This is a genomic window from Hymenobacter sp. APR13, from assembly GCF_000737515.1.
GTDB lineage: Bacteria > Bacteroidota > Bacteroidia > Cytophagales > Hymenobacteraceae > Hymenobacter.
The window spans coordinates 1366600-1389793 of sequence record NZ_CP006587.1; the positions used below are offsets into that span (position 1 = coordinate 1366600).

The 23194-nt window shown below is 61.8% G+C and carries 20 protein-coding genes; 15 read left to right on the forward strand and 5 right to left on the reverse strand.

What is annotated here, in order from left to right:
* The first annotated feature begins 76 nt into the window (after window positions 1-76).
* Genes N008_RS05745 through N008_RS05755 form a run of 3 tightly spaced genes read left to right on the forward strand, consistent with a single transcriptional unit; the run spans window position 77 to window position 4056 of the window.
* The gene (locus N008_RS05745) at window positions 77-1894 is read left to right on the forward strand and encodes a tetratricopeptide repeat protein (protein ID WP_071884490.1); all 1818 of its coding nucleotides are present in this window, start codon (window positions 77-79) and stop codon (window positions 1892-1894) included.
* Window positions 1887-2657, forward strand: coding sequence for a DUF4292 domain-containing protein (locus tag N008_RS05750; protein ID WP_044014433.1), 771 nt, complete (start codon window positions 1887-1889; stop codon window positions 2655-2657). The genes N008_RS05745 and N008_RS05750 overlap by 8 nt, the downstream gene beginning before the upstream one ends.
* Window positions 2641-4056, forward strand: a complete 1416-nt coding sequence (locus N008_RS05755; protein WP_044014435.1) for a murein hydrolase activator EnvC family protein — start codon at window positions 2641-2643, stop codon at window positions 4054-4056. Before N008_RS05750 ends, N008_RS05755 begins: the two co-directional genes overlap by 17 nt.
* A 269-nt stretch (window positions 4057-4325) precedes the next feature.
* Here the strand turns inward: N008_RS05755 and N008_RS21375 are convergent, their stop codons facing one another.
* Window positions 4326-5237, reverse strand: a complete 912-nt coding sequence (locus tag N008_RS21375) for a GAF domain-containing DNA-binding protein (protein ID WP_052381244.1) — start codon at window positions 5235-5237, stop codon at window positions 4326-4328.
* A 384-nt stretch (window positions 5238-5621) separates the two neighbouring features.
* Between N008_RS21375 and N008_RS05765 the strand changes: the two genes are divergently transcribed.
* The 7 genes from N008_RS05765 to N008_RS05800 all read left to right on the forward strand — a co-directional run bounded on the left by N008_RS05765 (window position 5622) and on the right by N008_RS05800 (window position 14088).
* Window positions 5622-5876 carry a twin-arginine translocase TatA/TatE family subunit gene (locus N008_RS05765; protein WP_071884491.1) on the forward strand — a complete coding sequence of 85 codons (255 nt, stop codon included), beginning with the start codon at window positions 5622-5624 and terminating at the stop codon, window positions 5874-5876.
* Between the two features lie 12 nt (window positions 5877-5888).
* A complete protein-coding gene (locus N008_RS22655) occupies window positions 5889-6335 on the forward strand; it encodes a twin-arginine translocase TatA/TatE family subunit (protein WP_081910634.1) in 447 nt (148 codons plus the stop codon).
* A gap of 14 nt (window positions 6336-6349) precedes the next feature.
* Entirely contained in the window at window positions 6350-7786 is a 1437-nt protein-coding gene (gatA, locus tag N008_RS05775; protein WP_044014438.1) for an Asp-tRNA(Asn)/Glu-tRNA(Gln) amidotransferase subunit GatA, read from the forward strand.
* Window positions 7787-7937: 151 nt separating this feature from the next.
* Window positions 7938-9923, forward strand: coding sequence for a LysM peptidoglycan-binding domain-containing protein (locus N008_RS21380; RefSeq protein ID WP_052381245.1), 1986 nt, complete (start codon window positions 7938-7940; stop codon window positions 9921-9923).
* A gap of 135 nt (window positions 9924-10058) precedes the next feature.
* Window positions 10059-10769, forward strand: a complete 711-nt coding sequence (locus tag N008_RS05785; RefSeq protein WP_231569787.1) for a DsbA family oxidoreductase — start codon at window positions 10059-10061, stop codon at window positions 10767-10769.
* A 245-nt stretch (window positions 10770-11014) separates the two neighbouring features.
* Window positions 11015-12496: an alpha/beta hydrolase family protein gene (locus N008_RS05795; RefSeq protein WP_197062955.1), complete on the forward strand. Its 1482-nt coding sequence runs from the start codon at window positions 11015-11017 to the stop codon at window positions 12494-12496.
* 173 nt (window positions 12497-12669) lie between these two features.
* On the forward strand, window positions 12670-14088 hold the full coding sequence (locus N008_RS05800; protein ID WP_081910636.1) for an alpha/beta hydrolase family protein: 1419 nt from the start codon (window positions 12670-12672) through the stop codon (window positions 14086-14088).
* Between the two features lie 144 nt (window positions 14089-14232).
* On the opposite strand, the gene N008_RS05805 is transcribed toward N008_RS05800, so the two are convergent.
* Window positions 14233-15540 carry an MFS transporter gene (locus N008_RS05805; RefSeq protein ID WP_052381247.1) on the reverse strand — a complete coding sequence of 436 codons (1308 nt, stop codon included), beginning with the start codon at window positions 15538-15540 and terminating at the stop codon, window positions 14233-14235.
* A 163-nt stretch (window positions 15541-15703) separates the two neighbouring features.
* On the opposite strand from N008_RS05805, the gene N008_RS05810 reads away from it, so the two are divergent.
* The 4 genes from N008_RS05810 to nth all read left to right on the forward strand — a co-directional run bounded on the left by N008_RS05810 (window position 15704) and on the right by nth (window position 18087).
* Entirely contained in the window at window positions 15704-16126 is a 423-nt protein-coding gene (locus N008_RS05810) for a hypothetical protein (protein ID WP_044014448.1), read from the forward strand.
* A 304-nt stretch (window positions 16127-16430) separates the two neighbouring features.
* Complete coding sequence (locus tag N008_RS05815) at window positions 16431-17066, forward strand: RNA polymerase sigma factor (RefSeq protein ID WP_044014450.1); 636 nt, start codon at window positions 16431-16433, stop codon at window positions 17064-17066.
* Window positions 17005-17235, forward strand: coding sequence for a hypothetical protein (locus tag N008_RS05820; RefSeq protein WP_044014452.1), 231 nt, complete (start codon window positions 17005-17007; stop codon window positions 17233-17235). The genes N008_RS05815 and N008_RS05820 overlap by 62 nt, the downstream gene beginning before the upstream one ends.
* Window positions 17236-17388: 153 nt before the next feature.
* Window positions 17389-18087: an endonuclease III gene (nth, locus tag N008_RS05825; RefSeq protein ID WP_044014454.1), complete on the forward strand. Its 699-nt coding sequence runs from the start codon at window positions 17389-17391 to the stop codon at window positions 18085-18087.
* 58 nt (window positions 18088-18145) lie between these two features.
* On the opposite strand, the gene N008_RS05830 is transcribed toward nth, so the two are convergent.
* Both N008_RS05830 and N008_RS05835 read right to left on the reverse strand, forming a co-directional pair.
* Window positions 18146-19357 (reverse strand): glycosyltransferase family 4 protein, encoded by a 1212-nt coding sequence (locus N008_RS05830; protein WP_044014455.1) that lies wholly within the window; start codon window positions 19355-19357, stop codon window positions 18146-18148.
* Between the two features lie 113 nt (window positions 19358-19470).
* Window positions 19471-20490, reverse strand: coding sequence for a gliding motility lipoprotein GldB (locus tag N008_RS05835; RefSeq protein WP_156109038.1), 1020 nt, complete (start codon window positions 20488-20490; stop codon window positions 19471-19473).
* Window positions 20491-20597: 107 nt separating this feature from the next.
* On the opposite strand from N008_RS05835, the gene N008_RS05840 reads away from it, so the two are divergent.
* The gene (locus N008_RS05840) at window positions 20598-21272 is read left to right on the forward strand and encodes a porin family protein (protein WP_044014456.1); all 675 of its coding nucleotides are present in this window, start codon (window positions 20598-20600) and stop codon (window positions 21270-21272) included.
* Window positions 21273-21478: 206 nt separating this feature from the next.
* Here N008_RS05840 and N008_RS05845 read toward each other — a convergent pair whose 3' ends face one another.
* Window positions 21479-23086, reverse strand: a complete 1608-nt coding sequence (locus N008_RS05845) for a ribonuclease E/G (protein WP_044014457.1) — start codon at window positions 23084-23086, stop codon at window positions 21479-21481.
* Window positions 23087-23194: the final 108 nt, after the last annotated feature.

Genomic DNA, 23194 nt, shown 5'->3' on the forward strand with positions numbered 1-23194 from the left:
CTATTCCGCCGTTTTGGGTACCTTGATCTTCATCCGTTTCTCCTGATTGGCGGACTTGTTCCGCGCTTCTGCCTGCATGCGTAGCGTCTTCCCTTCTTTTTTTCTGTTGCTGGCGCTGCTGTATCTGCCCTCCGAGGGGCAGGCACAGCAGCGTCCTGCGTCTGCTGCCCCCGCTCCGGCCGACCAGCTCACGCCGCGCAAGCTCACCCGCAAAGAGCGGAAGGAGCTGGCGCGCCGGGCCGAGTTGGATGCCGCCGGCCGCCAGCGCCAACTGACGGAGCGCGACCGGGAAATGAGCGAGGCGTTCTTCGTGGACGGCGTGAAATACGTACTGCTCGAAGACTACAACAAGGCCCTGGAACGGCTGCTCAAGGCCTACGCCCTCAACCCAACCAACGCGGCCATCAGCTACAAAATAGCCGAAACCAACCTGCTCAGCGGCAACCTCAAGGACGCCACCAACTTCGCGCAGGCCGCCGTCCGGCTCGACCCCAAAAACGCCTACTACTACTTGCTGCTGGCCCAGGCTTATGCCTCGCAGAAGCAGTACGACCAGGCCACCAAAGTATATGCCCAGCTGATTCAGGACGTGCCGGACTCCGGCTACTACCTGTTCAATCTGGCCGACCTGTACCTGGCCCAGGGCAAGCTCGACGACGCCCTGGCCACGCTGGAACGGGCCGAAAAGCAATTCGGGCCGCTGGATGAGGTGTCGTTCAAGAAGCAGCAGATTTACCTCAAGCAGAACAACCTCGACAAGGCCCTGAAAGAGGGTGAGGTGCTGATTGCGGCCAACCCCGACGAAATCCGGTACGTGCTGGCGCAGGCCGAAATGTACGCCGCCAACAACCGCCTGCCCGATGCCGTGCGCGTGGCCGAGCAGGCCCTGCGCACCGACCCCGAAAACCCGCAGGCCCGCATGATTCTGGCCGATGTGTACCGCCAGCAGGGCAATACTGCCGAGTCGGAAAAGCAGATCAAGCGGGCGTTTGAAAGCCCGGGCCTCGACATCGACGACAAGGTGCGGGTGCTGGTCGACTACATCAAGCAGCTGCCCAACCCCAAAATCGAGCAGACGGCGCTGGACCTGGCCGCCATTACGGTGCGCGTGCACCCCAAGGAGGCAAAGGCATATTCCGTGGCCGGCGACATCCAGACCCTGACCAACCGCAAGGAGCAGGCCCGCAACACCTACCTGCAGGCCATCCGGCTCGACAACTCCCGCTACCAGATCTGGCAGCAGGTGGTGCTCATTGATGCCGAGCTCAACCAGACCGACTCGCTGCTGCGGCACTCCGAGAAGGCGCTGGAGCTGTTCCCGAACCAGGCGCCGCTGTGGTTCTACAATGGCGTGGGCTACATCTTGGCCAAGCAGCCGGCCAAGGGCGTGAAAGCGCTGGAATACGGCCGCAAGCTGGCCACCGACAACCCCGAGCTGCTAGCCCAGTTCGACACCCAGCTCGGCGACGCCTACCACGAAATAAAGGAGTACAGCAAGTCCGACGCGGCCTACGAGGCGGCGCTGACCTTCGACGCCAACAACGCGCAGGCCCTCAACAACTACAGCTACTTTCTGTCGGTGCGGGGCGAGAAGCTGGACCGCGCCAAGGAGATGTCGGGCAAGCTGGTGAAGCAGTTCCCCGACAACGACACCTACCTCGACACCTACGCCTGGGTGCTCTACAAGCAGAAAGACTACGCCGGCGCCCGCCAGTACCTGGAAAAGGCCCTGGTCACCAGCAAAGACGCCACCGTCATCGAACACTACGGCGACGTACTCTACCAGCTCGGCGACAAAGACAAAGCCTACGCCGAATGGCAGCGGGCCAAGCAGATCGGCGGCGCATCTTCGCTGATTGACCGCAAAATCAAAGACAGGAAATTGTATGAGTAAACGCATTGCCCTTGGCCTGTTTCTGGCCGTGGCCGCACTGGGCGGCTGTCAGAAGAAAGCCATTCCCACCAAGTCGAAGGCCAGCAACCGCCCCATGCCCGAGGCGGTGCGCGCCATGAACGTCGACTTCCGCTTTCTGTCGGCGAAAGGCAAGGCCCAGTTTGACTTGCAGGGCAACCAGCAGATGGCCAACATCAACGTGCGCATCCGCAAAGACAGCGTTATCTGGATTTCTGCGTCGCTGATTGGGTTTGAGGGCGTGCGCGCTTACATAACCCGCGACTCGGTACAGGTGCTCGACAAGGTGCACCGCGAATACTACGCCGGCGACTTCGCCTACCTGAGCCAGCGCCTGAACGTGCCCGTTAACTTTGAAATGGTGCAGGCCTTGCTGCTTGGTAACTACCTGCCGCCCCTCAACCCCGCCACCGAGCCCACCGTGCAAACCGATGGCTCGGTGCAGCGTGTCAGCTACGAGCAGGCCGGCTTACTGGTGCAACAGCTCATTGAATTGGGCAAGGCCCGGGTGCAGCAGCTCACCGTAAACGACCCGGCCACCCAAAACAAGGTGACGGTAGACTATACCGATTTCCGGGTGGTAGAGCGCACGCCGCAGTCGTTTGCCTACACTACGCAGCTGCAGCTGCAGCAGGGCACTACTAAGCCTACCGCCGCCACCATCAGCTACCGCACCGTCGATGTCGACAAGGAGCGGCTACAGTTTCCGTTTTCGATTCCGAAAGGCTATGCCCGCAAGAAGTAAGCGCTGGCTGGCGCTTGTATTGGTGCTGGTGAGCCAGCTGGCGGCAGTAGGCGTGCTGCCGGCCGGCCGCGCGCTGGCGCAACGCAGCACATCTACAAAAAAAAGCACGACCACCAGGAAGCGTCCGGTTCAGAAGTCGAAAGCGCAGTTGGAGCGCGAGCGGCGCAACACCCTGCGCCGGATTCAGGAAGCCAGCCGCATCCTGGAGCAGACCCAGCGCCAGAAGCAGGCGTCGCTGGGCCAGCTCAACGCCCTCAAGGAAAAGCTGACGGTGCAGCAGGGCGTCATCCGCAACATCTCGTCGGAGCTGCGCTACATCGAAACCGACGTGGTGCAGACCCAGACCCAGGTGCAGCAAACCCAGCAGAGCCTGCAGCAGCTCAAGGCTGAATACGCCAAGCTGATCTACGCCGGCTCGAAAACGGCCAATAGCTACAACCGCCTGATGTTTCTGTTTGCGGCCGAGTCGTTCAACCAGTTCATGCTACGGCTGCGCTACATCCGGCAGTACGCCGAAGTGCGCCAGGCCCAGGCTGCCCAGATTACGGGCACCCAGCAGCGCCTCACCCAGCAGCTCACGGGCCTGCAGGTGAAAAAGCAGGAGAAAGGCCAGTTGCTCAACACCCAGGTAGCCGAAAAGAACAACCTCGTCACGCTGAAAACCCAGCAAGACCAAGTCGTGACAAAGCTCAGCCAGCAGGAACAGGGCCTGCGCCAGGAGCTGGCCGACCGCCAGCGCGCCATCGGCCGCCTCGACAACCTGATTGCCGAGCGCGTGCGCGAGGAAATAGCCCGCGCCGCCCGGGTGGCCGCTGCCAAAGCTGCGGCCCGCGCCGCCGCCCGCGAGCGGGCCGAACGGGCTACCGCCGCCGCGCCCGGCCGTACCGCCCCCGAAGGATCCGGCCGCACCTACTCCGAGCCGGCCGAGCCCGCCGCCGCCGTGCGCACCGACCGGGTAACGCTCACGCCCGAAACGGCGGTGCTGTCGTCGTCGTTTGCCGATAACCGGGGCAGCTTGCTGTGGCCGGTGGCCAAGGGGTTCATCTCGCAACGGTTTGGCCGCCACAACCACCCGGTGCTGAAAAACGTGGTGGTGGAAAACCGCGGCGTCGACATCCAAACCAGCGCTGGCGAGCCGGTACGGGCCATTTTCGATGGCAAGGTCCTGACCGTGGCCAGCGTGCCGGGCATGAACAACATCGTCATGATCCAGCACGGCGAGTACTTCACGGTGTACGCCAAGCTGCGCGGGGTGAGCGTGAGCGAGGGCCAGACCGTGAAGATGCGCCAGCAGATCGGCACCGTGTACACCAGCTCCGAAGGCACCTCGGAAGTGCAGTTTCAGGTGTGGCGCAACAGCTCCAACCTCAACCCGGAAAACTGGCTCGGCCGTCATTAGCAGGCTCCTGCATTTCCCCCGGCCTTTAGTGGTACGGACAAAAAAAGACACCGTACAATGTGCGGTGTCTTTCTGAGCTATGAAAACAAACTTAGCTATCAGTATGGCTAGGAGCACAGGCACCCCAAAAGGGTGAGCTGGCCACCATCATACCCCGATAACATTCCGAAATATAGACCGATGGCGGTCAAGCAGTGTACATTATTCGGTGAAGACGTGATTTTTCCTGCCGAATCACTTTTGCGCTAACTCCCTGCCTTGCCAGAAGGCTAGATCAGATTCAGCCGGCTTAGCAAAACGGCTTTGTAAGAGTTGCCAATAGGGATAAGGGCCGGAATCGGCGAGCGGTCCTGGCTGCGGCCGGTATCAATCTGCACGGCGTCTCCTTCGATGGCCGTTATGCGGTCGAGGCAGACGATGTATTTACGGTGAATGCGAGCAAATTCGCGCACCGGCAGCTTGGCTTCCAACTCCTTCATGGTGCTGTATACTGTGTACCGCTCCCGTGAAGTATAGATGTTGACGTAGTCGCCCAGCGCCTCCACGTACCGAATGTCGTCGGTATGCACGCGCACCAGCTTGTGGTCCTGCTTAACGAATATTTCGTGTCTGCTGCTCACAAACATCGACTGCGCATTGTCGTTGGCCATGCGCAGCAGGCCTTCCATCTTCTGCTGCTCCAGCTCCAGCTGCTGCCGCGCCCGCCGCAGCTCTAGGTGCGACATTACCTCCTTGGCCAGAATGCGCAGTGCGTCGCGCTGATGCTCGGTAAGCGTGCGGGGCTCCGTGTCGATGGTGCAGATGGTGCCCAGCGGCATGCCGTCCGGCGTGGTAAGTGGGGCTCCTGCGTAAAAACGAACGCCGGGGTCGTTGACCACGCCAGGATAATCCTTGAATAGCGGGTTCAATTGCGGGTCGCGTATTTCCAGCACGTCTTCGGCCAGCATGGCGTGTTGGCAAAACGAAACGTCGCGCGGCGCGTCTATGATGTCGATTGGCCCGGTTCGGGCTTTGATCCACTGCCGCTTGGAGTCAATCAGCGACACCAAGGAGATAGGAGTGCCGCATATGTACGCAGCCAAACGCACCAGATTGTTGAAGGCTTCCTCTGGAGGCGTGTCCAGAATATAATAGCTGCGCAAGGCCTCTACCCGGTCTTCTTCCCATAGTGCCGAAGACATAGTTGCCGTTTCCCCCTTTCTGAGCTTGGTAGCAATCGGCGTAGTCGTGTTAATCTTTTGCATAGACTGGAAGGAAAAAGGTACTACAACACGTGAAGTACTTAGTATAGAAAGCCCGTGGATAATAAAACCGCAAGTAACGACAAACCGTACATTTTGCCCGCCAGAATTAGGATAATGCCCGGCCAACATGGCTTTGGCCTCGACAAACCAACAAATTGCGTACGAAGTTTACGTCTGGCCGGATTGCTTGTCAGGCTCGGGCACCCTGTACACCCAGCGGGCACTTTTTTTAAAATTATGGGGTACCTTTACCAATCCTGACGCAACTCCGTATGCGTACCTAGGCTTTCCACTCCAAACCGTACCCTCAGGGTCTTGTTTATGCTTCTTTCCCTTTTGATCTTGGCCATTGCGCCACGTACCATACTGTTCATCGTTCTCATTCTGGTGCTGTTCTTTGGCGCTAAACGCATCCCCGAAATGTTCCGGGGTATGGGCCAGGGCATCCGCGAATTCAAAGCAGCTTCCAAGGAACCACAGCCCGAGTATCGTGACCGGCCGGCCGCGCCCGGGGCTCCCATCAACCCCAACGCGCCCATCAATCCTACCACCACTCCTAATCAGCCGCAGGCTTAATTCTTTCAGCTCATGCATACTCCTCTTTTTCTTTTTCTGGAAGGCATAGGCGGCGGCGAGATGATGCTCGTTCTCGTCGTTATCCTGATTTTCTTCGGTGCTAACAAGATTCCGGAACTGGCACGCGGCCTTGGCAAGGGCATCCGCGAGTTCAAAGACGCTTCGCAGGAAATCCGCAGCGAGTTTGAAAACGCCGGCAACCAGCAGCAGCCGCAGCAGCCCTACCAGCAGCAGTTCAACCCGAACTATGCTGCCCCGGCCGCTCCGGTAGCGCCCCAGCCCGTTGTGCAGCACCCCGTAGAGCAGCCCGGCCACCAAACCCTGCCTGATGCAGCCTATGCTGCTCCCGAAGCTGCTCCGGCTGCCTACGCTCCCCCTATTGCTCCGCCAATGGATGGCGGCATTACGCCTCCGGTGGCTGCTCCCGCCGAGCGTCCCCGTCTTGACCAAATGTCCTAATTGATTCCTTGAATTTGAGACGCTTTCATTCTCTCACGGAAGTTCGCAGCGAGCTGACGGCAGGCACCACCACCTGCCGTCAGCTCGTGGAGTATTACCTGGATAACATCGAGCGGCACAACAGCCGCTTGAATGCTTTTCTGGAAGTATGGCCCGACGAGGCCCGCGCCCAGGCCGACGCCGTAGACGCCAAGCTGGCCGCCGGTACGGCCGGCAAGCTGGCCGGCATGGTGATTGGCCTGAAGGACGTGCTGGCCTACAAAGACCACGCCCTGCAAAGCAGCAGCCACATCCTCGACGGGTTCAAGTCGCTGTTCACGGCCTCGGCGGTGCAGCGGCTGCTCGATGAAGACGCCATCTTTATTGGCCGCCAGAACTGCGACGAGTTTGCCATGGGCGCCTCCAACGAAACCTCCTTCTTCGGCCCGGTGCGCAATGCCCTGGACGAGGAGCGGGTTTCGGGCGGCTCTTCCGGCGGCTCGGCCGTAGCGGTGCAGGCTGATTTCTGTTTGGCTTCCATCGGCTCCGATACGGGCGGCTCGGTGCGGCAGCCGGCGGCGTTCTGCGGGATTGTAGGCTTCAAGCCTACGTATTCGCGCATTTCGCGCTACGGGCTGGTGGCGTACGCCTCTTCCTTCGACCAGATTGGCACCCTTACCCGCTCGGTGGAGGATGCAGCCGTGCTGCTGGAGGTGATGGCCGGCGCCGACAGCTTCGACAGCACTGTGAGCCAGCGCGACGTGCCGGCCTACAGCCAGCTGCTGGAGCCCGCGCCGCACTACCGCATCGGCTACATCCGGGATGCCGTGGAGCGCCCGGGCCTCAATGCCGAAATCAAAGAAGCGCTGGAGCATACGCTCGACGAGCTGCGCGGCCAGGGCCACGTGGTAGACGCGGTGGATTTTCCCTACCTCGACTACATGGTGCCCACCTACTACATCCTGACCACTGCCGAAGCCAGCTCCAACCTGAGCCGCTTCGATGGGGTGAAGTACGGCTACCGCGCCCCCGACGCCACCGACCTGCCTTCGCTGTACAAAAAGACCCGCTCCCAGGGCTTCGGACCCGAGGTGCAGCGCCGGATTCTGCTCGGCACCTTCGTGCTGTCGGCTGACTACTACGACGCCTACTACACCAAAGCCCAGCAGGTGCGCCGCCTCATCAAAGACAAAACCGATGAGCTGCTGCGCCAGTACGATTTCTTGGTGCTGCCTACGGCCCCTACTACGGCCTTCCGCATCGGTGAAGTGAACAAGGACACGCTGGCCATGTACCTAGCTGATATTTTCACGGTGCAGGCCTCGCTGGCCGGCGTACCAGCCGTTTCCATCCCGGCCGGCAACGACTCGGCCGGGCTGCCGATTGGCCTGCAGGTGATAAGCGGCGCGTTCCGCGAAGAGCATCTGCTGGCCTTTGCCAAGTCCCTGACTGAAACCCTGACGCCCGCTTAACCCAGCGCGGCGCTTGCAAGCAAAAACGACGAGGTGCCGCTGCGCACCCCGTCGTTTTTGCTTTTGCCGGGAAGTTGCACTTGCAGACCGTATATTTAACCCGATTTGAATCAGGGCTTTTCGTTTTTTTCACGACGACCCAGGCGAAGAAATGAAGAAACAGTTGTTGCGTGTTGTGGTGGCCAGCGGGGTGCTGGGATTGGTGGCTTCTCACGCCGGCATGGCGCAGACACGTCCGTTTGGTTTGCCGCAGCCCCCCCCCACTACCCCCGCCGACGACACCACGCAGGTAGTAGACCTGCAGCTGCTCCCCGATTCGCTGGCAGCCGAGCCTATAGCCGTGGATTCTGTGCGGCTGGCCTGGCTACAGGCCCCACCTGAGCTGCGCGACCTGGTCGGGGACCGGATCAACTGCTTTGAAACCGATGCGCCTCACACCTTCAATCCGGCCGTGATGTCGTTTGTGAAGCTGTTTACGGAGCGCAACCGTAAGTACATGCAACGGGTGCTGGAGCGCGAAAACGTATATTTTCCGCTGTTTGAGAAGTACCTCGCCAAGTACAATCTGCCCACCGACCTCAAGTACCTGGCCGTAGTGGAATCGGCCCTGATTCCGACGGCCAAGTCGCCGGTGGGCGCTACCGGGCTGTGGCAGTTCATGGGCCCTACGGCCGGCGACCTGCGCCTGCGCCGCGACGACTGGGTGGACGAGCGCATGAACCCGGAGAAGTCCACAGAAGCGGCCTGCAAGCACCTGCGCTACCTCTACGGCATCTTCCACGACTGGGAGCTGGTGCTGGCGGCCTACAACTGGGGCGCCGGCAGCATGCAGCGCGTGATGCGCCGCACGGGCAAGAAAACGTTCTGGGACCTGTATCCGCACCTACCCAAGGAAACGCGCAACTACGTGCCCACTTTCACGGCCATCATGTACTCGATGCAGTACGCGCAGGCCCACCAGCTGCACTCGCCGGACCTGAAATACCGCTACGCCGAAGCCATGGACACTCTGCAGGTAGGTGGCCACGCCCTCGACCTGCACCGCCTCAGCCAGGCCTGCGGCCTGCCCGACTCGGCGGCGCTGCTGCGCTACAACCCCGAGCTGCGCCGCAGCTGGCTGCCCGAAGGCTACCGAGCCTATACCGTGCAGATTCCGGCGGCCGTGCGCCCGCAGCTGGCCGTAGTGGCCCGCGCCACGCTGTTCGACTACTGCCGTCCCCAGGTTGATCTGCCGCAACCGTTGCAGCCGCTGATGGCCCGTCTGGAAGGCGTAGTGCCTTTCCCGTCGCGGACGCTGGCGGCCAGCGGCGGGCCGCGCGAAGAAGCAGAAGTGGCGGCCCCGCGCTTTCGGCGCGTGCGCCACACGGTCCGGCGCGGCGAGTCGGCGGCGGCAGTGGCCGAGCGCTACGACGTGACGACCACCCAGCTGGCCCGCTGGAATGGCCTTCGCAAGGGTAAGGCCTTAGTGCCAGGCAAACAGTTGGTCGTGTTTGTGCCAATTGCCACACCCGCTACATCACCTGCCCGGTCTGTAGCCGCTGCCGACCGCAAACCCTCGGTACCACCACGCCTGACGTCACCGATTGCCAAAACTACCGGCACGGCACCTACCACCGCCTCTATGGCTGAGATGGTAGCCGCCGCCGAACCGCTGAAGGCCGCTATTGCCAGCCGCAATCCACAGCTTATCGGCCAGGAGGCCGCCGCTGCTGCAGCCACACTTGCGGTAGCCGATGACACCATGCCAACTACCTACGTGGTGCGGCGCGGCGACAATCTGGCGAAGGTGGCGCAAAGCCGGGGCCTGACGATCAGCCAGCTGATGGCCTGGAACCGGCTGGAATCGGAGAAGGTGATGCCCGGGCAGAAGCTGCTGCTGGCCGCCCCCGACGACGACAACGCCCCGGCCCCGAGCCGCCCGGCTTCGCCCCGTACAGCACAGAAGCCCGCCCTGGCTGCCCGGAAGCCGGCCACACCCGAAGTAGCCGAGCAAAAGGTGCACTTGGTGCAGAAGGGCGACACGCTCTACAACATTTCGCGGCGCTACCAGGGCATTACCGTGGACGAGCTGCGCCGCCTCAATCATCTCACGTCCGACGAAGTAAAGCCCGGCCAGAAGCTCATCGTGGCGCGCTAGCCCATCATCAACGTCTGAGGCCGGCCCGGTTAAGCAACGGGGCCGGCCTTTTTGCGCCCGCTGAAACCACCGGCCCTCACCACCTGTTATAGCCACTGGCGCAACGCAACGCCTCCTTGCTTTTGACTCTGCAGCATGAAAAAAATATCAGTAGAAATCTGGTCCGACATTGTATGCCCGTTCTGCTACATCGGCAAACGGCGCCTGGAAAACGCCCTGGCCAAGTTCCCCCACCGCGACGCCATTGACATCCATTGGCGCAGCTTCGAACTGGATGCCGACTCCAACCCGCAGCCCGGCGAAGGCACCCTCTACAAGCGCCTGGCCGCCAAATACGGCAACACCGAGGAGTGGGCCCGCCAGATGTCGGCTAACATGACGGAAATGGCCGCGGCCGAAGGCCTGGCGTTTGACTTCGACCGGGCGGTGCCGGCTAACACGTTCCGGGCGCACCGCCTGGTGCACCTGGCCGAGCAGCACGGCCTTCAGGATGCCGCCAAAGAGCGGCTGTTCAAAGCCTATCTGGAAGAAGGCCTTGACATCAACGACGTGCCCACGCTGCAGGCGCTGGCCGCCGAACTGCAGCTGCCCGCCGATGCCGTGACGGAGGCACTTACGTCCGATGCCTTCGCGCAGGAAGTTCGCCACGACGAATACCAGGCCCGGCAGATTGGGGTGCGTGGCGTGCCCTACTTTGTTTTCGATGATAAGTACGCCGTGTCGGGCGCCCAGCCGACAGAGCTGTTCGAGGAAGTACTGGCCAAGGTGTGGGAAGAAGCCCGGCCCCGGCCCGTGGAGCTAACCGGCGCAGCCGGGGCCGCCTGCGACCTGGACGGCAACTGCTAGCTCCTTCCCTACTGACCCATTGGCGGCCCGCCGCCACCGGCAGCCCGGCCCACACGCGTGGGTACGGCTGCTGGTGGCGGCGGGCTTTTTGTTGCGCTGGCAGCCCGCCACCAGCAGCCGACCATCGGTCAGTGAAGAGAAGCTCAACCAGTCAATAAATATTTTGATTAGAGTAACTTTGATTTTGTTTCTTTCCGTGGACTTGCCGTATACGGATGCCACGGACAGCTTTCTTTTGTAACTATATGAAGAAAACATTACACGCTTTTTTTCTGGTCTTCGCAGTGCTGCTCGCTATGCCGGTTTTTGCCGGGGTAGCGCCCATTCTCAATGGCCAGTGGCGCGGCCCGCTTAAGGTACCCGGCGGGCAGCTCGACCTGATTATCACTATCATTCCGCTCACAAATGGCGGCTACTACGCCGCCCTCGACGTGCCCCAGCAGCGCATCTACCGCATGCCGGTGGAAGTGGAGGTGAAAGGCAGCGAGCTCAGCCTGCACATCGAGCAAGCCGGCAGCAGCTTCGTGGGCAAAATCCAGAACAACGGCGACCAGCTCACCGGGGTGTGGAAGCAGCCTGGCCTTTCGGGGCCGCTGGTGTTTGAACGCGCCAAGTCTGCGGCCACGGCCTCCGGCAAAGTGCGCCTCACGCCACCCTATCGCGAAGACGAAATCAGCTTCATGAACAATGCGGCCAAGCTCCGCCTGAGCGGCATCCTGACCGTGCCGGCCGGCCCGGGCCCCTTCCCGGCCGTGGTGCTGCTCTCCGACTCAGGCCCGCAGGACCGCGACGCCGGCGAGCAGGAGTACCGCATGTTCAGCATTCTGGGCGACTACCTCACTCGCCGCGGCATTGCCGTGCTGCGCTTCGACGACCGGGGCACCGGCAAGTCGCAGGGCATCTACCTGACGGCTACCACCCAGGATCTGGTGAGTGACGCGCAGGCAGCCATGGCCTTTCTGCGGAGCCGCAACCTCATCAATCCGCAGGAAATCGGGTTTATCGGGCACGGCGAAGGCGCCAACGTGGCCTTTCTGGCGGCGGCCGAGCCCGGCCCGGCCAAACCGGCCTTCGTGGTGTCGATGGCGGGCTACGGCCTGCCGGGCCGCCACGTACTGACGCGGCAGCAGCTGGAAATCATGCGCCTGATTGGGGCCAGCCCGGCCCAGGTGAAGGCCTCCATGGAGCTGCACGCCCAGATGATTGACATCATCCGGCAGACGCCCAACGATGCCCAGGCCCGGGGCAAAGTGGCCGCCACACTGCGCATGAGCAACACCGACCTCGACCCGCACATGGCCCGCGCCCGCGCCATTCAGCTCACCTCGCCCTGGTCGCGCTACTTTATCGACTTCGAACCCACCCGCAAGCTGCCCGAAGTGCAGTGCCCGGTGCTGGCCATCAACGGCGCCGACGACCTGCAGGTGGAAGCCACCAACAACCTGGCCATGCTGCGCAAAGGCCTGCGCACCAACCGCGACGTAACCACGCAGAAGCTGCCCGAGGTAAACCACTGGATGCAGCCCAAGCCCGAGGACTGGGCAGTGGTAAACGGCGCGCAGCAGCCTACTTTTTCGCCCAAAGCCCTGGACATGATGCGCGCCTGGATTGCCAAGCGCACCACCCAGGCCGAGGCAGTACCCGTGACGGTGAAGCGTGAGGCCCCCGGCAAAGCGCCTAAAACGTCGCGCAAATCCCGTAACGCTCCTACGCAGGCCAGCCGCTAGCCTGCTTTGCTGCCAGCCTGCCCCGGGCGCTGAGCAGCCGGAATTGCCGGTGTGTAGCCCATACGCCTGGCAGCTTCGGCGGCCCGGCGCCCGCTGCGGTTTTTAGGAGCCGGTTGAATGCAGCCGGGGCCGTATACTTGCGCTTTCTACACGGGCTTTCTTCTTCTGAGCAGATGATACGGATGTATTTGGGGTGGCTAGTGGTATGCGGGGCGCTGTTGGCGGGCTTGGCCAGTCTGGCGACGCCCGCCTATGCCCAGCAGGCCCGGCCGCTGGCCGGCGACTGGCACGGCACGCTGGCCACGCCCGCCAATCCGCCGCAGCTGATTGTGCATATCGCCGAACAGTCCGCCGGTCCCCTGGCCGCCGCGCTGGACGTGCCCTCTCAGAAAGTAACCGGCCTGGCCTTCTCCAGCGCCGAAATGCGTCAGGACAGCCTGATTCTGCTGTCCGATTTTCTGGGCGTGCGCTACGCTGCCCGTCTATCGGCTGATGGTAAGCAGCTGACTGGGCGTTGGAAGCAGAACGGCGAGCAGTGGCCGCTGGTACTGCAGCGGGGCCTGCCCGCCCCGCCTACTCCACCGGTTCGCCCCCAAGACCCAGTATCGCCGTTGCCCTACCGCGAGCAGCAGGTGCGCTTCAAAAACCCTGACGGCGGGCATGAGCTGGCCGGCACCCTCACCCTGCCGGCCGGCAAAGGTCCGTTTCCGGCCGTGGTGCTGATATCGGGCTCCGGCCCGCAGGACCGCGACGAAAGCCTGGCCGGGCACCATCCGTTTCGGGTGCTGGCCGATTACCTGACCCGGCGCGGCTTTGCCGTGCTGCGCTACGACGACCGGGGCGTGGGCCAGTCGGGTGGCACGTTTGCCACTGCCACCACCGCCGACTTTCTGGCCGATGCCCAGTCGGCGCTGGCGTTTCTGCGCACCCAGACCGGCGTGCAGCCCAAGCGCGTGGGCCTGATCGGGCATAGCGAGGGCGGCACCATTGCGCTGCTGGCGGGGGCCGCGCCCAACCCACCGGCCTTCATCGTGTCGCTGGCGGGGATGGGCGTGAGTGGCCGGGAGTTGCTGCTGCGCCAGCAGGCCGATGTATTGCGCGCCTCGGGACTCGATACGGCCAGTGCCGGCCGCATGCGCCGCACCCAGCAGGCCCTGCTCACCGTCATCCAGACCACCCCCGACAACCCGCCCGCCATTGCGCGGATGGTGCCCCTGCTGAAGCAGGCCAGCCCCGGCGTACCCGAATCGACTTTGACCACGATGGCCGCCCAGATGACCTCGCCCTGGTACCGGTACTTTCTGGGGCTGAATCCGGCCCCGGCCCTGGCGAAAGTGAAGGCTCCGGTACTGGCCCTCAATGGCACCAAAGATGTGCAGGTGGCACCCGGCCCCAATCTCGAAGCTATTCGCAGTGGCCTGCAGGCTGCCGGCAACCGTGACGTAACCATTCAGCAACTCGACGGCCTCAACCACCTGTTCCAGACGGCCACCACCGGGCTTCCTTCTGAGTACGGCCAGATCAGCGAAACCTTTTCACCTTCGGCGCTTCAGATCATCGGCAACTGGCTGGCCACCCACGCCCGGCGCTAGCCAGCAAATCAGCCGAAAATCAGCCACTTATCCACATAAATGTGGATAAGTTTGTTTATAAACCCCTAATACCCGCCGGTGCAGGTCCGAATACATGCAATGGCCGTGGTTCCTTGTGATTAGCACCGCCACTAGTGGCCGACGTTAGGCGTCTTTGCCCGGCTCAGGCGTGAGGTCCAGGTCACGCAGCTTATCGGCGCGCCAGGCCGTGATGCCCACTACCAGCAGGGTCATGGCGCCACCTACAACCACCGAGCGCACCACGCCCAGCACCCGCGCCGCCGCCCCTGACTCGAAGGCCCCGATTTCGTTGCTGGAGCCGATAAAGATGTTGTTCACGGCCGACACGCGGCCCTTCATGTACTCGGGCGTGTAGGTGTGGATAAGCGTGGAGCGCACGATAACCGACACCGAATCGAACACCCCCGTCAGGAACAGCAGAAACAGGGAGAGCCAGAAGCTGGTCGATAAGGCGAAAAAGATGGTGGCTATACCAAAGCCCGCCACTGCCCACAGCAACTTGCGCCCGGCGTGGCGACGCAGCGGAAAATAAGTCAGCAGTACGGCCATCAGCACCGACCCTACGGCCGGGGCAGCGCGCAGGTAGCCCAGGCCCGCGGCCCCGGTATGCAGAATCTGGTCGGCGAAAATTGGGAGCAGCGCCACGGCCCCGCCAAACAGCACCGCAAACAGATCCAGCGACAAGGCGGCCAGTACCAGCTGGTTCTGGAAGATGAACTGCATGCCACTCAGCACGCTTTCCTTCAGGCCCAGCTTCTGGCCCTCAGTGGGCGGCAGCGGGCGGCCCGCAATACTCAGAAACAGCAGCAACGACAGCAGCATCAGCGCGATGTCGGTGCCGTAGGCCACGGCTATGCCCAGGTGCGCAAACAGCAGGCCCCCAATGGCTGGCCCCAGCACGGCAGCCGCCTGCCAGGTGGTGCTGTTCCAGGTAATGGCGTTGGAAAGCTGCTCGCGCGCGGGCATCAGCTGCGGCATAAACGAAAACACGGCTGGCCCCAGAAAGCCCCGCGCCACGCCGCTCACGAAGATGACGGCGTAGAGCGGCAGCCCCCGCAGCACCAGCAGCCCCCCCAATGACGTACCGGCCGTCAGTAGCCCGGCCGCCTGCGGCTGCGCCAGCAGGCCCAGCGCCACCGAGCACAGCAGCAGCACCGTCACCATGGCCACAATGATGTTTTTGCGCCGCACGGAGTCGGCCACGTGTCCGGCATACAACGACACGACGATGCTGGGAATGGCTTCGGCCAGCCCAATCAAACCCAGCGCCAGCGGGTCGCCGGTGAGTTTGAACATCTGCCAGCTGACCACTACGCCCTGAATCTGGGTGGCCAGCGTCAGGCAGGCGCGGGCTGAGATGAAGCGCCGAAACTCCGGCAGGCGCAACGCAGCGTATGGGTCGTGGCGGGGAGCCGGAACAGCGGAAGGCATAGGGCAGAAGACGAAAAACGAGCGGGCAAAGGTAGGCCGTGGCAGGCGGAAGCCGGTTGCGGGCAGCCGCCCTAACTTTGTGGCCTGCTGCGCGCTTTGTATACCTGCGCAGGTGCCGGCTTTTCCGGCGCCCTTTTCCTCTCTCTTCCGCTGCTTGCCGCTTATGCCCACTCCTACCCTTCTGGCCGATTTCGTGGAACTCTCTTTTCGCCCCGATCTGCAGCTCCTGCTGGGGCGGTGGCTGCGGCCGGTGTCCAGCTCCGAGCTGCAGCAGAGCTATGAGGCTCTGCTGACGGCCGCCGTGCCGCCCAAATGCCGCTTCTGGCTGCTCGATTTGCGGCGACGCGGCATCAGCAGCGAGGACGATACGCTCTGGACGCTGGAAACCTTCCTGCCGCTGCTGGCCCCACGCCTCGGCGGCCGGGTGTATCTGGCGTTTTTGGTGTCGCCGGGCCACTTGTCCGCCATCGACCAGGAATCGGGGGCGCCGATGGTCACCAATGCCCAATGCCACGTGCGCCTGTTCACCGACGAAGGCCTGGCCACCGCCTGGCTGGGCCGGCGGCGGCAGCATGAAAGCGTGTAGGACTGCGCCACGCGAGGTCAGGCCCCGCGCAGGCATGCAACTTTTTTGCTGACAGAAAATTCCGGCTTTTCGGCCTTTAACGCACGATAAGGGCAATAAACCAACGGGCATTCTGCATATTCTATCGAGTATTTGAAAAAATATTGAAAAAATATTCGGGCTGCCCCGGCTCCCCGTTGTGTTTGGGCCGGCAGTTCTCTACATTTGGTTCAAGGGGTTCTTCATTCTCCCTTCACTTTCCAGAATTTCACCGGCAACTGCACAATATGGCCTAAAGCTCTACGTTCCTTAACCCGTAGCCTTTATGGAAACCATGCAGCTGAGCGATTCCGCTCTCATATCCCTTTACATTGCCGGCAATGAAGAGGCCTTCGCGCACTTGCTCGAGCGGTACAAATCCCGTGTGTTCACCACTATCATGCTGATCGTGCGCGACGAAGACGTGGCCGAAGACCTGCTGCAGGATACGTTCATCAAGGCTATCCACACCATGAAAGGTGGCCGCTACAACGAGGAAGGCAAGTTTTCCTCCTGGATCTGCCGCATAGCCCACAACCTGGCCATCGATTTTTTCCGTCGGGAGAAGCGCAGCCCGCTGCTCAACCTCGACACGACGAGCCATGCCTTCAACTCTCTCTCTCACGCCGAGGAAGGAGTGGAAGCCGCGCTGACGCGCGAAGAAACCTACGCACGGCTTCGGGAGTTAATACAGGAACTGCCCGCCGCGCAGAAGGAAGTGCTGGTGATGCGCCACTACGGCGACATGAGCTTTCAGGAAATTGCCGACGCCACCGGTGTCAGCATCAACACGGCGCTGGGGCGGATGCGCTACGCGCTGATCAATTTGCGGAAAAAAATGGCCGCACAACCCGTTTTCTATGATCAAAACCTTTACCCACGAGAAACTGCTCCGGTACGTGTACAACGAATTGCCGGCTAACGAACAGCAGGAAGTAGAGCAGGCCCTGCAGCACGACGCCGACCTGGCGGCCACCTGCGCCGACCTGCTGCTGGCCCAGCGCACCCTCGATACCCTGCGCCGCAAGCCCAGCCAAAGCAGCACGGAGGCCATTCTGCAATACTCCCGCACTTTCCTGCGCTCAGCGTAGGAGCTGAACGCCGCTTACTTTTACGGCCCACGGAAAAGGAAATTCCCTGGCGGGATGCCCCGAAACGTACCAACCGGTACCTTCGTGGCATCCCGCTTTTTTATTGCCCCTGCACTACGGAGCTTTCCGCGGTGCTCTTGCTGCTTTTGTACCATGCGCAAAGCCGAGCGTTTCCGCCACTTCCTCGACTACTTCACCACCAATTTCCCGGCTCCGGAAACCGAGCTGCACTATTCGTCGCCCTACGAGCTGATTGTGGCCGTGGTGCTCAGCGCCCAGTGCACCGACAAGCGCGTGAACCTGGTGATGCCGGCTCTGATGGAGCAGTTTCCTACGCCTGAGCAACTAGCGGCCGCTTCGGCAGAAGACATTTTTCCGTTTATCCGGAGCGTATCGTACCCCAACAACAAGGCCAAGCACTTGGCCGGTCTGGGCCGGTTGCTGGTCAGTGAGTTTGGGGGCGAGGTGCCCAGCACCATTGAGGAGTTGCAGCGGCTGCCAGGCGTAGGCCGCAAAACGGCCAATGTAGTGGTGTCGGTGATATACAACCAGCCGGCTATGGCCGTGGACACGCACGTGTTCCGGGTTTCGCACAGGTTGGGGCTGGTACCGCGCACGGCCACCACGCCGCTGGCCGTGGAGAAGGAATTAGTGCGCCACATTCCGGAGGAGCTCATACCCAAGGCACACCACTGGCTGATTCTGCACGGCCGGTACATCTGCGTGGCCCGGCAGCCCAAATGCGCCATCTGCCCGCTCCAAAGCTGGTGCAAGTACTACGCCGACACCACCGCTAAATCCCTGCAGGCAAGCCAGAAAACCTCTGCCAAGGCTCCTAAAGGCGCCAAATAACAGCCATCTAGCACAACTTAGTATAAAAGTGGCTCACTGCAGCACAAAGCAATGCATGCTACTGTGCTGCCTGCTCCAGAATCTGCTGCACGGTGGCTGCCAGCTGCTGGCGGTCAAAGGCGGTGGCGGCTACCTGGCGGCCAGCGGCGCCGGCAGCGCGTAGCTGCTCGGGCTGCTCCAGCAGCGTGTGTAGCAACTGCGCCAGGGCCGGCGCATCGCTCGGCGGCGAAAACCAGCCGCAGCCGTGCGTTTCCACCAGCTCGCGGGTCCAGCCATTGTTGGTGACGATTACCGGCGTGCCCACGGCCAAACTGTCGTAGAACTTGGCCGGTGAGTTGGCATCGAGCACCGGCAGCCCCAGAAACGACACAACGGAAACCTCTGCCAGCCGGAACCAGCTGAATACAGCGTGCCGGGGCTGCGGCAGCACCAACCGGATGGCCGGGCAGCGGGCGGCAGCCTCCCGCACCCGCGGCTCGTCAAACCCCAGGCCCATAAACAACCACACCATATCCGGCAGCTGAGCCGCCAGCAGCTCCGCCGCGGCCAGCAGGGTCGGGATGTCGTTGGCGCGGCCCAGCGTGCCGGCATACAGCACCACGCGGCGGCCTTCCAGATTTTGCTCGCGGCGCAGCGTGGCTACGGCCTCGTCGGTGGCCAGCGCGGCCAGCTCCAGGTCGGTGCCGTTTAGCACAGTGCTTACCCGGGGCGGGGCCAGCGGATTGTGGTTGGCCGTGGCTTCCACGTAGCGCGTCATGTCCGGCGAAAGGGCCATGATGTGGCGGGCGCTGCCGTACAGGCTTTTTTCCAGCGCAAACAGGCGGCGCTGGGCCCAGCGGTTCGGCACGGCCCCCATGGCAATGGGGAAGGAAGGCCACAGATCCTGCACCTCAAACACCCACGGCACCTTGCGCCGCCGCGCCACCTGCGCCGCCGCCCAGGCCGCCGTCAGCGGCGTGCTGATACCCCAGATAACGTCGGGCCGGTCAATACGCAGGCCTTCGCGCACGGCGTAGGCCGCGTACTGCGCAAAGGCCAGGCCGCGCCGCGCCACGCCCATCTGGTTGGCGTAGGGCACGTCGGCCACGCGCAGCTCCACCCCGGCCGGCACCCACGGATACTGCTGCGTAAGCCGCTGCGGCTCCCAGGTGCGCGTGCTGATGAGTGTGATGCGGTGCTGCCGGGCCAGATATGCCAGCAACGCGTAGTGCCGGCTCGTGGCCGGGCAATCCGGGTTGGTGTGGTACTGGCTGAAAACGGCAATGTGCACGTGGCGTCAATTAGTAATTGAGAATTAGTAATGAGGAATTGACTCTGCAGTTACATGACCGACCCGGCGGGGAATCTGCAGAGTCGATTCCTAATCAGCAATTACCACTTAATCTACCGTTCGGCCCGGCGCGGGCGCGGGCGGTAGTGCGACTCGTTGAGGATGTGCTGCGGGTTTTTGTCGGCCATCAGCTGGGCCAGGGTCACCTTGGGGTTTTCGGCCATGTACTTGCGCACCATCTGCCAGCCCACCCACGCCCCGATGCGGCCGGGGCAGGTCTTGTCGATTTCGGGAATGTTGGGCCGCTCGCCTACGTACTTCTGCACCGTAAACGGGGCGGTATTGTAGAGCAGCTTCTTGTCGAGGAAGTGGGCCCATATCTTGCCTTCGTTGAAATACACGCCCCGCAGCTCCCTGTCGGTGTAGCCGATGAGCAGCGAGTCGGCGGTGCAGGGCAGCACCCGCTCCGCGAAGTATAAGGACTTGCCGTACTGCACCATCTCGCCCAGCATGGTCTGGTTGGTGAGCTCCTTGCGGTTGTACTTGCTGCTGATGGCCAGCGCGGCGGTGGGCAGCACGTACTCGGGGCGGTAGCGGCGCAGGATGTACTCGGGCACGTTGGGGCGGTAGCGCGCCGTGGGCCCCACGAAGAAGTCCAGCCCCAGCACCATCAGGCTGTCGTTCACAAACATATCCTGGCTCAGGCCTGACACAAACGTCTGCACGGGCGGCACCCGGAACGCGGGGAAATTGTAGCGAATGTGCCGGAACATGCCTTCCAGCCCGGCTTTCAGCTTGCCCGAGTCCTGGAATACGCTGTCGGTCTGGCGGCCGAGCACCTGCAGGCCCTGGTTGGTGGCCAGGCGCGTGAGCGTGCCCGCCAGCACCTCATCCGACGGAAACTGGCGGCGCTGCAGAAACTGGTTGGCAAAGAGCGGCTGCTCGGCCAGGAAGCGTTGGGCGTCAGCGGTGGTCCGAATCTGGAAGAACGGCTTTTCCAGCCGGGTCAGCTGCACGGGTGCCGCTACCTTGGCCACGGCAGGGTCGGGCGTGCAGGACGTGTCGGTGTCGCGGCTGCAGGCGGCCAGCAGCAGCAGGCAGCCACCCAGTATGGCGGGCAGGATGGGGCGCATAGCAAAAGGAAAGTGGGGCATGCTTCTATCTTTGGGCGAAATTAGCCAAAACCAAACGCCGCGCCCAGCGGCATCGTATTCCGCGGCTTACTCAACTCGCCTTCGCCATGAAAAAAATTCTGCTTGCTGCCCTCCTGGTAGGTGCATCGGCCGCTACGGCTTCGGCTCAGGTCGAAATTGGCCTCAAACTGTCGCCTTCCATCACCAACCTGCGCACCGAATCCCCGAGCACGCTCGGCTTCAAAAACGAGAAGAGCAAGCTCACCATCGGCGGCGGCCTGGTGGTCGACTACTTCTTCGGCGAAAACTACGCCTTCAGCTCAGGCCTGCAGCTGGTGGGCAAGGGTGGCACCATCAGCTACTTCGACCCCAACACCAACCGTCGGCAGGAGCAGAAAATCGGTATGCAGTACCTGGAGGTGCCCCTCACGGTGAAGCTGTTCACCAACGACATCACTACCGACACCAAGCTCTACTTCCAGCTGGGCGGTAGCGTGGGCGGCGCCATTGCTGCCAAAATCAACGGCGAGAAGCGCTATACCGACCCCGGCAACAACAACACCGAAACCAAAGCCTCCGACCACATCATCATTCCGGAAGCGGCCGTGCTGGCGGGCCTGGGCGTGGAGTATCAGGTGGGCCAGAGCACCAAGGTATTCGCCGGCCTGAGCTACCACCGTGGCCTGCTCAACATCGACAAGTATTTCGACAATGAGCGCGACTTCCAAGACGTCACCCTCAAAAACAGCGAGTTTGCCCTGGACCTGGGGTTGAAGTTTTAATCACGGATTTTGCGGATTAGACGGATTGTTCGGATTCATTTCCGGCTCGTTTCTGTGCAAAGCACATGAGCGTAGATAGCTTAAAACTGAATCCGAACAATCCGTCTAATCCGCAAAATCCGTGATTAAAAAAGCCCGCTCTACATACCGTAGGGCGGGCTTTTCTTCTTTCAGGAGGAGTTGTCGCAGACAACCACGCTACTTGGTTAATCGGTAATGTCTACTTCGTGGTCCTGGAGGCGGGCCATGGCCGCCGCCGCCGAGTGCAGCTCGATTTCCTCACCGTTTTCGTCTTCGATGCGGTAATCGGTCAGCCCCAGGCTGGTGTCTTTGGTGACTTTGATCCACTTGTAGTATTTCAGATACCACTTCATCTGCCGGCTTACGAGGCCTTTGGTGTAGTAGGCATGCAGGAACGGATGCACGTGCAGCGTAATGCCCGACTGATTCTGCGTCACCAGCAAGTCTTCGATGCTGTTGTCGATTTCGTCGGTTACCTGGATGGAGGCCGAGATTTTGCCGGTTCCGCCGCAGGTTGGGCACACTTCCCCGGTGATGATGTTCTCGGCCGGGCGCACGCGTTGCCGCGTAATCTGGAGCAGCCCGAACTTGGTGATGGGCAGAATGGTGTAGCGCGCCTTGTCGTGTTTCATTACCTGATACACGGCGTCCTCCACCTTCTTGCGGCTCTCCGCCGACTTCATGTCAATGAAATCGACGACGATGATGCCGCCCATGTCGCGCAGCCGAAGCTGCCGGGCTACTTCCTTGGCCGCCAGCATGTTCACCATGAGGGCCGTGGCTTCCTGGTCGCTTTCCTGGTTACTCTTGTTGCCGGAGTTGACGTCGATGACGTGCAAAGCTTCGGTGTGCTCGATTACCAGGTAGCCGCCGCCGGGCACCGTCACGGTTTTGCCAAACAGCGTTTTGAGCTGTTTTTCAATGCCCAGGTGCTCAAACACCTTCACCTTGCCGGTGTAGTGCTTCAGCAGGCCCAGCTTATCGGGCGCAATCTGCTCCAGATAGCCGCGCATTTCCTCGTAGCGGGCCGTCGTATCCACCGTAATGGCATCAAACGACTCGTTGAGCATGTCGCGCAGCATGGAGCTGGTGCGGCCCAGCTCGCCCAGCACCTTGTCGTTGGGCTTGGCAGAGCGCAGCGCCGTGAAGAGCTGCTCCCATTTGCTGGTCATGCTCTGCATGTCGCGGTCCAGCTCGGCCACTTCGCGGCCCTCGGCCACCGTGCGGATAATCACGCCGAAGTTGTCGGGCTTGATGGAAGCAATGAGCCGCTTGAGCCGCTCACGCTCCGTCTTGCTCACAATCTTCTTCGACACGCTGATGGTATTCGAAAAAGGCACCAGCACCAGGTAGCGGCCGGCCATCGAAATATCGGTGGACAGGCGCGGGCCCTTGGTGGAAATGGGTTCCTTTACAATCTGAACCAGCACCTGCTGGCTCTTCTTGAGGGTGTCGGCAATCTTGCCCACTTTGTCGAGCGGCTTTTCGAGGCCAAACGACTTGAGGGCGCCAACGGGGGTTTTCTGCGACTGTACGCCCCGCACCCACTTGCTGAGCGAGGGAAATTGCTCGCCCAGGTCGCCATAGTGCAGAAACGCATCTTTTTCGTACCCGATGTCAATGAACGCAGCGTTCAGACCGGGCATAACTTTCTTGACCGTGCCCAGGAAGATGTCGCCCACCGAGTAATTGGTGTCGTTGCGGTCGAAATGATATTCGATGAGCCGCTTGTCCTGTAGCAGGGCAATCCGTTCTCCTTCCTGAGTAGAATTAATGATTAATTCGTTACTCAATGGATTGGGTTGTTAGGTAGTCCCAATGATGGCCCTTCGCCCCCGAAACCGGCAAAGGGAAGCCGGTGCACCAGGCACCGGCTTCCCTTGCAAGCCTCGGGGAAAGCG